Source organism: Amycolatopsis sp. NPDC004169, from assembly GCF_040610315.1.
In the GTDB taxonomy this organism is placed as follows: domain Bacteria; phylum Actinomycetota; class Actinomycetes; order Mycobacteriales; family Pseudonocardiaceae; genus Amycolatopsis.
Genome location: NZ_JBEXMD010000017.1, coordinates 86,505 through 98,121 on the forward strand (window position 1 = coordinate 86,505; position 11,617 = coordinate 98,121).

At 72.0% G+C, this 11,617-nt stretch carries 10 protein-coding genes; 5 read left to right on the top strand and 5 right to left on the bottom strand.

Going from position 1 to position 11,617, the window contains the following annotated elements; translation table 11 throughout:
* Positions 1-1,206 (bottom strand): phospholipase D-like domain-containing protein, encoded by a 1,206-nt coding sequence (locus tag ABZX11_RS23615; protein WP_354916293.1) that lies wholly within the window; start codon positions 1,204-1,206, stop codon positions 1-3.
* Between the two features lie 207 nt (positions 1,207-1,413).
* On the opposite strand from ABZX11_RS23615, the gene ABZX11_RS23620 reads away from it, so the two are divergent.
* The gene (locus ABZX11_RS23620; RefSeq protein WP_354916480.1) at positions 1,414-3,486 is read left to right on the top strand and encodes a putative Ig domain-containing protein; all 2,073 of its coding nucleotides are present in this window, start codon (positions 1,414-1,416) and stop codon (positions 3,484-3,486) included.
* A gap of 42 nt (positions 3,487-3,528) precedes the next feature.
* Positions 3,529-4,392, top strand: a complete 864-nt coding sequence (locus ABZX11_RS23625; protein WP_354916296.1) for a GNAT family N-acetyltransferase — start codon at positions 3,529-3,531, stop codon at positions 4,390-4,392.
* Here the strand turns inward: ABZX11_RS23625 and ABZX11_RS23630 are convergent.
* Positions 4,317-4,673 (bottom strand): MmcQ/YjbR family DNA-binding protein, encoded by a 357-nt coding sequence (locus ABZX11_RS23630; RefSeq protein ID WP_176169765.1) that lies wholly within the window; start codon positions 4,671-4,673, stop codon positions 4,317-4,319. The genes ABZX11_RS23625 and ABZX11_RS23630 overlap by 76 nt on opposite strands.
* A gap of 53 nt (positions 4,674-4,726) precedes the next feature.
* Between ABZX11_RS23630 and ABZX11_RS23635 the strand changes: the two genes are divergently transcribed.
* Positions 4,727-5,479 (top strand): fructosamine kinase family protein, encoded by a 753-nt coding sequence (locus tag ABZX11_RS23635; protein WP_354916299.1) that lies wholly within the window; start codon positions 4,727-4,729, stop codon positions 5,477-5,479.
* Here ABZX11_RS23635 and ABZX11_RS23640 read toward each other — a convergent pair.
* The 3 genes from ABZX11_RS23640 to ABZX11_RS23650 all read right to left on the bottom strand — a co-directional run bounded on the left by ABZX11_RS23640 (position 5,476) and on the right by ABZX11_RS23650 (position 9,422).
* On the bottom strand, positions 5,476-6,138 hold the full coding sequence (locus ABZX11_RS23640; RefSeq protein WP_176169767.1) for an HNH endonuclease family protein: 663 nt from the start codon (positions 6,136-6,138) through the stop codon (positions 5,476-5,478). The two genes, ABZX11_RS23635 and ABZX11_RS23640, sit on opposite strands and share 4 nt — an antisense overlap.
* 89 nt (positions 6,139-6,227) lie before the next feature.
* Positions 6,228-7,553, bottom strand: coding sequence for a hypothetical protein (locus ABZX11_RS23645; protein ID WP_354916302.1), 1,326 nt, complete (start codon positions 7,551-7,553; stop codon positions 6,228-6,230).
* Positions 7,554-7,688: 135 nt separating this feature from the next.
* A complete protein-coding gene (locus ABZX11_RS23650) occupies positions 7,689-9,422 on the bottom strand; it encodes a pyruvate dehydrogenase (RefSeq protein ID WP_354916305.1) in 1,734 nt (577 codons plus the stop codon).
* Between the two features lie 70 nt (positions 9,423-9,492).
* Between ABZX11_RS23650 and ABZX11_RS23655 the strand changes: the two genes are divergently transcribed.
* A complete protein-coding gene (locus ABZX11_RS23655; protein ID WP_354916308.1) occupies positions 9,493-10,407 on the top strand; it encodes a LysR family transcriptional regulator in 915 nt (304 codons plus the stop codon).
* A 51-nt stretch (positions 10,408-10,458) separates the two neighbouring features.
* Complete coding sequence (locus ABZX11_RS23660; RefSeq protein ID WP_176169770.1) at positions 10,459-11,556, top strand: ionic transporter y4hA; 1,098 nt, start codon at positions 10,459-10,461, stop codon at positions 11,554-11,556.
* The last annotated feature ends 61 nt before the right edge of the window (positions 11,557-11,617 follow it).

The window sequence follows — 11,617 nt, forward strand, 5'->3', positions numbered from 1 at the left end:
TCAGCAGGCAGCCGGGGCCGTGCACTTGGCGCGGGCCAGGATGGTGCTGAAGTTGTCCTCGTAGGCCGCGCTGATCCCGGCGTTCTCCACCTTGACGAGGATCTCGTCGTTGTCGCGCAGGGCCGCGCCGGAGATGTTGTGCGAGCCGGTGAAGACGAGCTGACGGCCGGCCTTCTCGCTGTAGTTGCCCGTGTAGAGCATGTACTTCGAGTGCACGGAGATCTCGCGGTCGCCGACGGTCGTGTTGAACCGCTTGAGCGTCACGTTCGCCTTGCCCTTGAGGGCGGCCAGCGCCGCGGTGCCCATGTCGTCGTAGACGATCCGGACCTTGCAGCCCAGCTTGCCGATCCGGACCAGCTCGTCGACGACCGGGGTGCGCGAGTCGGCGATGTTGGCCTGCACGACGTCGAGCGAGCAGCCGGCTTCGTACTTGGTGACGTACTTCAGCAGCTGTGCCCAGGTGTCGGTGGCGAACTCCTCGGAGTCGCCGCCCTTCGAGTCGGCGCGCGGCGAAAGGTAGCCGGTGACCATGGTGGTCAGCGTCTTGTGGTAGCCGGCGGTGTCGAAGTAGTCGTTGTTCTTCTTCTGCGCCAGCATCTTCTGCATGTGGCCGAGGTAGAAGCCGTACAGGTCCGCGTCGCCGTAGGTCAGCAGGGCGTTGTTGAACAGGTTGCCCTGCAACGTGGTCAGGTTGTACGAGCCGATGACGACGACGTCCTTCTTGCCCTCGGTCTCGGAGAACATCCACAGCTTGTCGTGGTTGATCGAGTGCGGGCTGCCGTCGTGGGCGATGCACCCGGTGTTGTTGCCGCCGGTACCGCAGAACACCAGCTGGGTGAGCCCGGCGGACTTGAGGATCGGCATCGCGGTGTTGGCCGGGTCGTCGTCCGCGGCACCGTCGAGGGCGATCCGCACCTTGACGCCGCGGGCCTGCGCCGCCTTGAGCGCCTCGGCGAGCGCCGGCCGCGTCCAGCTGAAGAGCGAGATGTGGATTTCCGCGCCGGCCGGGGTGCCGTTGGCCAGCTGCACCAGCCGCGTTTCGATCGAGTGGTCGCGGTCGCCGTTCTCGGGCGGGTTGTTGAAGATCGCTTCCATGCCGGTGGCGTCGGCGGTCACCGCGGCCGGCGCGGCGTGCGCGACGCCGCTGCCGGCCAGCGCGAGCAGCGCGCCGACCGCCGCGGTGAGCGCCTTGAACTTCGGGGCCATGACTTCCTCCCTGTCGGATGAGCCCAAGCTCGCAAGCCGCCGTACAAGATCCGTACACCCGGACGTTCCCGCGCATACACGACGAAAGGGGCATCCAGGCCTGCGGAACCCGACTCTTGGCGGGTTCCGCCCATCCGGGGCGCAGAGGACGCTTCTCCTGGCTCCCACGGGTGGAGCCGGGAAAGGACGACCTCCATGAGATCGAGGGTGCTTCCTGCCGTGCTCGGCGTGGCCATCGGCCTGCTGGGCACCGTCGCCGTCGCCACGCCGGCCCAGGCCGCCGCGGTCTGCGGTGACCAGCTCGTCGCCAACGGCGGGTTCGAGAGCGGCACGACGCCGTGGACCCAGACCAGCGGCGTCATCTCCGCGGCCACCACGGCCGAACCCGCGCACGGCGGGACGATGGACGCGTGGCTGGACGGCTACGGCAGCACCCACACCGACACCCTGTCGCAGTCGCTGACGCTGCCCGCCGGCTGCGCGTCGGCGACGCTCTCGTGGTGGACGCACATCGACACCAAGGAGACCTCGACCGGCACCGCCTACGACAAGCTGGTGGTGCAGGCCGGTTCCGACACCTTGGCCGGCTACTCGAACCTCGACAAGAACACCGGGTACGCCCAGCGCACGGTGGACGTCTCGCGCTACCTCGGCCAGACGGTCACGCTGAAGATCACCGGCACCGAGGACTCCAGCCTGGCCACCAACTTCCTCCTCGACGACTTCGCGCTGACCACCACCGGGACGAGCAACCCGCAGTCGCCGGTCGTCACCTCGCCGGGCGCCCAGACCGGTGCCGTCGGCCAGGCCGCTTCGCTGCAGATCCAGGCGAGCGACCCGCAGGGTGACGCGCTCACCTACAGTGCCACCGGACTGCCCGCGGGCCTGGCGATCGGCGCGGGCACCGGCAAGATCACCGGCACGCCGACCACCGCGGGCACGTCCTCGGTGACCGTGACGGCGAAGGACCCGGCCGGCAACAGCGGCAGCGCCACCTTCACCTGGACGATCACCGCGGCGCCGGCGGACTCCACGCGGACGCCGATCAACCCGGCCTACACGGTGAACCTGACGTCGAACACCGCCGGCGACACCTGGACCGGGCACCAGAGCGTCAGCTTCACCAACGGCTCGGCGACCGCGCTGCCCGAGGTGTACCTGCGGCTGTGGGACAACTACCACGGCAGCTGCCCGAGCACGCCGATCACCGTCACGAACGTCACCGGCGGCACGCCGTCCGCGCTGAGCGTGAACTGCACCGCGCTGAAGATCACGCTGCCCGCGCCGCTGGCCCAGGGCCAGTCGGCGAGCATCGGGTTCGACCTGAGCATCGTCGTGCCGAGCGGCGCCGACCGGTTCGGCCACGACGGCGCGTTCAACATGATCGGCAACGCGCTGCCGGTGCTCGCCGTCCGCGACGGCGCGGGCTGGCACCTGGACCCGTACACGAACAACGGCGAGTCGTTCTACACGGTGATCAGCGACTTCGACGTCACCCTGGTGCACCCGACGTCGCTGCTGACCCCGGCCACCGGGACGTCGACCGAGACGACCAGCGGCAGCACGACCACCACGCACGCGGTGGCTTCGAAGGTGCGCGACTTCGCCTGGGCCGCCGGGCCGTTCGCGAAGATCACCACGACCTCCGGCAAGGGCGTGCGGGTCAACGTCTACTCCGTCAGCGGGATCTCGACCAGCAGCGCCAACCAGATGCTCACGCTGGCCGCCGACGCGATCGACGTCCACTCGGGCCGCTTCGGCGACTACCCGTACGGCGAGGTCGACGTGGTGCTGGACAACAACTTCTGGTTCGGCGGCATGGAATACCCGGGCTTCGTGCTGGACCTCGTGTCCACCACGGCGCTCCCCCACGAGCTGGCGCACCAGTGGTTCTACGGGATCGTCGGTGACGACGAGTACAACTCGCCGTGGCTGGACGAGAGCTTCACCGACTACGCCACCGACCTCTACCGCGGGATCACCGGCAGCGGCTGCGGCATCACGTGGCAGTCGAGCGCGGAGAAGCTGACCAACTCGATGGCCTACTGGGACGCGCACTCGTCCCGGTACTCCACGGTGGTCTACAACTACGGCAAGTGCACCCTGCACGACCTGCGGCGGCTGATCGGCGACACGGCGATGGCGAACCTGCTGAAGTCGTACGCGCAGTCGCACTGGTACGGCGTGTCGACCACGGCGGAGTTCAAGGCCGCAGCGCAGGCGGCGGCCGGTTCGACCGACCTGACGTCGTTCTGGGCTTCGCACCGCGTGGAGGGCTGAAAACCGGTTTCGTTCCCCGTCCGCGTCCGGCATGGTGAGGGCGTGGACGGGGAACGGCTCTTTTGCGGGACAGCTCTGGCCGAGCGCATCGAACGCGCGGACGCGCAGTTCGTCGCGGCGTGCGCCGACGCCACGCGGCTGCGGCTCGGGGGCGGTCCCGGCTTCACGCGGTCGCTCGCCGGGGGTGTCGCCACCTTCGCCGAGCCGGACTCGCCGTTCACCAAGGTCGCCGGGCTGGGGTTCGCCGGGCTGCCGGGCTCCGCGGAGCTCGACGAGGTGGAAGCGGCGTTCGCCGAGCTGGGCGCGCCGGTGCAGGTGGAGCTTTCGCAGCTCGCCGAGGCCGGCACGGGCGCGTTCTTCACCGCGCGCGGCTACCGGCTGGAGTCCTACGAGAACGTGCTCGGCCGCCGGCTCGAGCGTGGTTCGTTCCCCGGCGACGTCCGCGCCTGCCGGGACGACGAGCTGGAGACCTGGCTGTCCGCGGTGGCCGAAGCGACCGCGGTGCCCGACGAGCAAGGGCTGCCGTCACACGAGGACTTCCCCCGCGAGCTGCTGGTGAACGCGTTGCGGGACATGGCAGGCGTCCGGCGGTACCTCGCGGAGCGGGACGGCGAGTTCGCCGGCGGGGCGAGCTTCCGCGTCACCGACGGGATCGCGCAGTTCAGCGGCGCGGCCACCCTGCCTGCACACCGGCGCCGCGGCGTCCAGACGGCGTTGCTGCGGGCCCGGCTCGCGGCGGCCGCCGAGGCCGGGTGCGATCTCGCGGTCGTCACCACGCAGCCGGGGTCGAAGTCGCAGCAGAACGTGCAGCGGCAGGGGTTCGACCTGCTCTACGCGCGGGCGATCCTGGTGAAGGGCACCTCGGCGACGAGCTCCTCGGGGGCGGACAGGCGCCAGGCCTCGTAGAGGAGCTCGGCGAGTTCGTCGGCGTCGATGCGGTCGAGGTGGACGACGACCCAGCCGAACCCGCCGGCGGTGAACTGCACCTCGAACACGTCCGGGCGTTCCGACACCAGCGCCAGCTGCTCGGAGATCTCCTGCTTGAGCCCGACGGTCCGGGTCCGCGGCCAGAAGTAGCCGAACCGCTTGCCGCGCACGCTGAACGACGAGTAGTCACGCGCTTCCGAACGCTGGACCTCCGCCAGCGTCTTCAGGACCCGCTCGAACTCCTGGACCCGCACCACCACAGCCGCTCCCCTGTCTCCGGCGACCACCGTAGCGCGCCGGTACCGTGCGGGACATGACCGAGTCCGGAGACGGCCGCGAGGTGTTCGTCAAGCAGGGGCACGCGCCCGGCGCGACCGCCGCCGAAGTGGCCGGCCTGCGCTGGCTGGCCGCGGCCGGCACCGTGCCGATTCCCGCCGTCCGCAGCCACGACCGGGACCGGCTGGTCATCGACCGCGTCCCGGACGGCCGCCCGTCGGCGCCGGCCGCGGAGCGCTTCGGCCGCGGGCTGGCCGGGTTGCACGCCGCGGGCGCCCCGGCGTTCGGCGCGCCGCCGCCGGACGGACCCGCGGAGGCGTTCATCGGCCGGGCCCCGATGGCGAACAACCCGGCGGACGACTGGGCGTCCTGGTACGCGTCGGACCGCGTGCTGCCCTACGTCCGGCTGGCGGTGGACGCGGGCACGTTCGGCCCGGCCGAGGCCGCGGTGTTCGAGCGCGCCTGCGCCCGGATCCCGGCCTCGCCCGAACCGCCCGCGCGGCTGCACGGCGACCTGTGGAACGGCAACGTGCTGTGGGACGGGCGCGAGGCGTGGCTGATCGACCCGGCCGCCCACGGCGGGCACCGCGAGACGGACCTGGCGATGCTGCACCTGTTCGGCTGCCCGCACCTCGACCGCGTCCTCGCCGCCTACGACGAGGCAGCGCCGCTGCCCGGAGGTTGGCGCGACCGGATCGGGCTGCACCAGCTGTTCCCGCTGCTGGTGCACACCGTCCTGTTCGGACAGTCCTACGCGGACCAGGCGCTGGCCGCGGCACGCTCGTTCTAGCAGCGGTCCAGCATGGTCTGCAGGGCCGTCTTCTCCGGGACGGTGATCGTCAGGCCGTAGTTGCGCTTCACGACGATCCAGTCGGTGGCGTAGGTGCACCAGTAGGAGACGAGCGGCGGCTTCCAGGCGTCCGGGGCCTTGTCGCTCTTCTGCTCGTTGAGGTTGTCGGTGACGGCCTTCAGCTGCGGGCGGACGAGGTCGTTCGCGAACTGCTCGCGCCGTTCCCGCGTCCAGCTCTTCGCGCCGCTGATCCAGGCCTGCCCGAGCGGCACCACGTGGTCGATGTCCAGGTCGGACGCCTTGTGCCAGGTCTCGCCGTCGTAGGGGCTGACCCAGGTGCCGGACTTCGCGGCGCACTGCGCGTCGGTCTTGACGTCCTTGCCGTCGCGCTTGAGGACCTGCTCGCGGACGTCGCAGTTGGCGTCGACCTTGTCCCAGTGCGGGAACTCGTCGCGGCTGTAGCCGTCCATGGTGCCGCGCACGGCGATCTTCAGCGCCGCGAGCTCGTTCTTCGCCTCGGCCGGCGCGATCGGCGGGGCGGCGGCCGTCTCGGGTGCCTGGGTGCCGGCCCCGGAAGCGAGCCCGTCGGGGATCTTGCAGCCGGTGAGGGAAGCGCCGGCGAGGACGGCGAGAAGGACAAGCGCTCGGGTGCGCGGCATCGTGAACCCCTTTCACATCGACCGGGAGGTGCCCAGCGGATGCGACAGGGAAACGGTGCAAATGGCCTAGTTGAAGCGAACTGAACGGGTCAAGATCCGTGGAAGACCTGGTTGACGAACACGGCGGCCACCACCCCGGCGGCGACGAGCAGGGTGAGCACGAACAGCAGCGCCCAGGGGATCTGCCGGATCGGCCGCTGCCGCGGGAAGACGACGGCCCGCGCGGACGGGGTCCACGGGACGGGCTCGTCTTCGGCGGGCGCCGGCGGGGGTTCCGGGGGCAGGGGAACGACGGCGGGCAGTTCGGGCAGCCGGTCGAGCACGGGAAGCCGCGCAGGAAACCCCTCGGCGATGAGAGCGGCACGGGGCGGGGCGAGGTGCGCGAGGGAGAGGGCGTAGCAGGCGTCGAGGACGTCGTCGGCGGACCAGACGGTCCGCCACCGGTTGTGCTGGGCGATGATCCGCCGCAGCCCACGCGAGTCGGCGAGGACGACGGCCACGCCGGGCACGGGGTGGGGGTCGGGCCACCGGACTGCGGGCGGGGCGGTTCGGGGCCGGACCGCCCCGGACGGGAGGTCGGATGCGGGGGCTCGGCCGGTGACGCCGGAATCGCCCGCCTCCGGAACCGCGATCGGCCCGGACGGCAACTCCGTCTCCTGGGCGCGCCCGGGAGGCTTCGGATCGCTCGCCTCCGGAGCCACCACCGGCCCGGACGGCAACTCCGCCCCGCGGGCGCGCCCGAGCTGCGGCGAATCGCCCGCCTCCGGAACCACCACCGGCCCGGACAGCAACTCCGCCCCGCGGGCGCGCCCGAGCTCCGGCGAATCGCCCGCCTCCGGAACCACCACCGGCCCGGACGGCAACGCAGCCTCCCGGGCGCGCCCGAGCTCCGGCGAATCGCCCGCCTCCGGAACCGCAACCGATCCCTCGGCCCGCCGGCCTCCGCCCTCAAACACCGTCGCCTCGCGAAGAGGCGAAGCCACCTGCGAGACCTCCGGCAAGCCGGCCGGCCGCTCTCCCCCGCGTACCTGTCCGCCCATCCCGGCATCGCCCACCCGCGGGACCACCGCGACCAGGCCCGTCACATGCCGGCCGCCTTCGTGCCCCGCCAGCGCGCCCCTCGCCGCCGCCACGGCCGCTCCGGTCCGGTCTCCCGGGCCCGGCCACTCCGCCGGGCCCGGCTCGTGGGCCGCGATCACCACCACGCCGTACCTCGTGAACACCAGCGCGTCCACGAACCGGGGCCCCAGGTTGCCCGCCAGTGCCAGGCCCGTCAGGTGCTGGGGGCCCGGGCCCCACGACCTCAGCACCGCCACCAAATGCTCCGCCGCCGGGGGGAGCGGCCGATCCCGGCCGGTGCGCTGGAGGGCCACGAGCACGCCGGTCACACCTCCCACGACGCCTACGGCGAGCACTCCCTCGACGGTAGGAGCCCACCCCGCTCCTGCCCCAGCAGCCGAACGAGTGGTCGATCACCACCGTGTGTAGCCGAAGACCGCAAAACGGCGGGTGCGGTCCACAATGGACCGCACCCGCCGCGGGGCCGCGGGCTACGGCCGAGGGGTGTTGCGCAGGTTGGCGCGCGCCAGGTCGACCATCTTGCCGACCCCGCCGTTGAGCACCGTCTTCGTCGCCCCCAGCGCGAATCCGCGCACCATTTCGCCGGTGATGCGCGGCGGGATCGACAGGGCGTTCGGGTCCGTCACCACCTCGACCACCGCCGGCCCCGGGTGGGCGAACGCCTTCTCCAGCGCGCCGCGCACGTCGGCCGGGTCCTCGACGCGCTCGGCGAAGATCCCGCACGCCGCCGCGATCGCCGCGAAGTTCACCGGGGCGTGGTCGGTGCCGAAGTCCGGCAGGCCGTCGACCAGCATCTCCAGCTTCACCATGCCCAGCGTGGCGTTGTTGAACACCACCACCTTCACCGGGACGTCGTACGCCGGCAGCGTCAGCAGGTCACCCATCAGCATCGCGAGCCCGCCGTCGCCCGAGAGCGACACCACCTGGCGGCCCGGCTGGGACAGCTGCGCGCCGATCGCGTGCGGCAGCGCGTTCGCCATGCTGCCGTGCCGGAACGACCCGAGCACGCGGCGGCGGCCGTTCGGTGTCAGGTAGCGGGCGGCCCAGACGTTGCCCATGCCGGTGTCGACGGTGAACACCGTGTCGTCCGCGGCGACCTCGTCGAGCACCGAAGCGACGTACTCCGGGTGGATCGGGCGGCGGTGCTCGATCTTCGTCGTGTACGCGCCGACGACCTTCTCCAGCTTCCGCACGTGCTCGCGCAGCATCCGGTCGAGGAACGCGCGGTCGGTCCGTGGCCGCAGCAGCGGGAGCAGCGCCCGCAGCGTCTCGCGCACGTCGCCGTGCACCGCCAGGTCCAGCGGGGTACGGCGGCCGAGGCGTGCAGCGTCGTGGTCGACCTGGATCGTGCGGGCCTGCGGGAGGAAGTTGTCGTACGGGAAGTCCGTGCCCAGCAGCACGACCCGGTCGGCTTCGTGCATCGCGTCGTAGCAGGCGCCGTAGCCCAGCAGCCCGCTCATGCCGACGTCGAACGGGTTGTCGTACTGGATCCACTCCTTGCCGCCGAGCGAGTGCCCGACCGGCGCGGCGAGCTTCTCCGCCAGCGCCATGACTTCCTCGTGCGCGCCGCGGACACCGGCGCCGGCGAACAGCATCACCTTCTCACCGGAGTTCAGCAGGTCCGCAAGCTCCTGCACGGTCTCCGGAGCCGGCACCGCGGGCGACGGCGTCACCAGCGGGAGCCGCTCGGTCAGCGAACCGGTCGCCTTCCGGTCGGCCAGGTCGCCCGGGATGGTCAGCACCGCGACGCCGCCCTTGCCGACGGCGGCCTGCGTCGCGATCCGGAGCAGCCGCGGCAGCTGGGCCGGGTCGGCCACGACCTCGCTGAAGTGGCTGCACTCGGCGAACAGCCGGTCCGGGTGGGTCTCCTGGAAGAACCCGGTGCCGATCTGGTTCGACGGGATGTGCGACGCGATCGCCAGCACCGGCGCGCCGGAGCGGTGGGCGTCGAAGAGGCCGTTGACCAGGTGCAGGTTGCCGGGGCCGCAGCTGCCCGCGCAGACGGCGAGCTTGCCGGTGACCTGCGCTTCGGCCGCGGCGGCGAAGGCCGCGGTCTCCTCGTGGCGGACGTGCACCCACTCGATGCCGTCGGTGCGGCGGACCGCGTCGACGATCGGGTTCAGGCTGTCCCCGACGATGCCGTAGATGCGCTCGACCCCGGCGTCGCGCAGGGTCCTGACCAGTTGTTCAGCCACGGTTGCCATACCTCCAGCCTGGACCCCGATGATCGATGCGTCCAATGCCTGATTGGCTGAAATTCCATACACTGGCGGCATGGACGTGCAGACGCTGCGGCTCTTCCGCGAGGTCGCGGCCGGCGCCACGGTCACCGAGACCGCCGCGCGGGCGCACCTCACCCAGCCGGCGCTGTCGCGGGCGCTGCGACGGCTGGAGCACGAGGCCGGCGCCGAGCTGTTCCGCCGGTCCGGGCGGGTGCTGCGGCTGACACCGGCCGGGCACGCCTTCCGGCGGCACGTCGACCTCGTGCTCGACCAGCTCGACCAAGGGCTGCGTGAAGTCGGCGAGATCGTCGCGCCGGACACCGGGGTCGTCCCGCTGGCGTTCCTGCACACGTTCGGCACCTGGCTGGTGCCCGCGGTGCTGAGCGGCTTCCTCGGCGAGCACCCGGGGGCCCGCTTCGAGCTGCGCCAACACGGCGAGGCCGGGCTGGAAGCCGAGCTCCTCGACGGCACCGCGGACCTCGTGCTCACCAGCGGCGACCCCGGGCACCCGCAGCTGCACTGGTCCCGCCTGCTCGTCGAGCCGCTGCGGCTCGCGGTTCCCCCGCGTCACCGGCTCGCGGGGCGGCGGCGGGTGCGCCTCGCCGACGTCGCGGACGAGACGTTCATCCTCCTGCGCCCGGGTTACGCGCTGCGCGAGACGACCGAGCGGCTGTGCGCCGAGGCCGGGTTCGTCCCCCGGATCGGGTTCGAAGGCGACGAGGTGGAGACGCTGCGCGGGCTCGTCACGGCCGGGCTCGGCGTGTCCGTCGTGCCGCTGCCGCACACGGCGGCGTTCCCGGCACCGCACCTCGAACTGACCGATGTGGACGCTGCGCGCGACATCGGCCTCGCCTGGGCGGCGGGCCGGAACCTCCCGCCGTTGAGCGAAACCTTCCGCCGCCACGTCGTCACCGCGGCCCCGCGGCTGGTCCCTTCCGACCTCGAAAGTCCACAAGGGACGATGTGAGAAGTGCCCGGCCGGTCCGCGGGATCGCCGGTGGTGTGCCAGGGTGGAGGCATGGTCGCCGCGCTGAGATCCTTCCTGCTGTCCTGGACCTCCGTCACCCCGGTGCTCGGCGTGCTCGTGCTGGCGCTGTCGTGGGGCCGCGACCTCGGCCCGGTGTTCGTGGCCGTCGTCGCCGTCGCGCTCGGGGCGACCGTGCTGGCCGCGGTGCACCACGCCGAAGTCGTCGCCCACCGCGTCGGCGAGCCGTTCGGTTCGCTCGTGCTGGCGGTGGCCGTCACCGTCATCGAGGTCGCCCTGATCGTCACGATGATGGTGTCCGGCGGCCCGGAGGCGGGGTCGCTCGCGCGGGACACCGTGTTCGCCGCCGTCATGATCACCACCAACGGCATCGTCGGCATCTCGCTGCTCGTCGGCGCCCGCCGCTACGGCTCGACGCTGTTCAACTCCGAAGGCAGCGGGGCGGCGCTGGCGACGGTCGCGACGCTGGCCACGCTGAGCCTGGTGCTGCCCGCGTTCACCTCCAGCACGCCCGGTCCGGCGTTCTCCCCCACCCAGCTGACGTTCGCGGCGCTGGCGTCCCTGGTGCTGTACGGGACGTTCGTGCTGACGCAGACGGTCCGCCACCGCGACTTCTTCCTCCCGGTCGCCGCCGACGGCGCGGTCAAGGAGGACGACCACGCCGAGCCGCCGTCGAACCGCGCGGCGCTGGGCAGCCTCGCGCTGCTGCTCGTGGCGCTGGTCGCGGTGGTCGGGCTGGCGAAGGTGGAGTCACCGGCGATCGAGGCCGGGGTCCGCGCGGCCGGGTTCCCGCAGTCGTTCGTGGGCGTGGTGATCGCCCTGCTGGTCCTGCTGCCCGAGACACTGGCGGCGGTCCGCGCGGCCCAGCGCGACCGCATGCAGATCAGCCTCAACCTGGCATACGGCTCGGCGATCGCCAGCATCGGCCTGACGATCCCGGCGATCGCACTCGCGTCGGTGTGGCTGCCGAGCCAGCTGCTGCTCGGCCTGGGCTCGACGCAGATCGTGCTGCTGGCGCTGACGGTCGTGGTGAGCGTCCTGACGGTGGTGCCCGGCCGGGCAACCCGCCTGCAGGGCGGCGTGCACCTGGTCCTGCTGGCGGGCTTCCTGGTGCTGGCCATCAACCCCTGACCCGTGTCGACCCCCTGATCACGAGTGATGCCTCTCCAATCACCCGTGATGCCCCTTCAAT

What these genes read in the sequence shown, in the direction of transcription:
- ABZX11_RS23615 (WP_354916293.1), bottom strand. Translation starts at nt 1,206, where the DNA reads ATGGCCCCGAAGTTCAAGGCGCTCACCGCGGCGGTCGGCGCGCTGCTC.
- ABZX11_RS23660 (WP_176169770.1), top strand. Translation starts at nt 10,459, where the DNA reads ATGGTCGCCGCGCTGAGATCCTTCCTGCTGTCCTGGACCTCCGTCACC.
- ABZX11_RS23640 (WP_176169767.1), bottom strand. Translation starts at nt 6,138, where the DNA reads ATGCCGCGCACCCGAGCGCTTGTCCTTCTCGCCGTCCTCGCCGGCGCT.
- ABZX11_RS23655 (WP_354916308.1), top strand. Translation starts at nt 9,493, where the DNA reads ATGGACGTGCAGACGCTGCGGCTCTTCCGCGAGGTCGCGGCCGGCGCC.
- ABZX11_RS23650 (WP_354916305.1), bottom strand. Translation starts at nt 9,422, where the DNA reads ATGGCAACCGTGGCTGAACAACTGGTCAGGACCCTGCGCGACGCCGGG.
- ABZX11_RS23635 (WP_354916299.1), top strand. Translation starts at nt 4,727, where the DNA reads ATGACCGAGTCCGGAGACGGCCGCGAGGTGTTCGTCAAGCAGGGGCAC.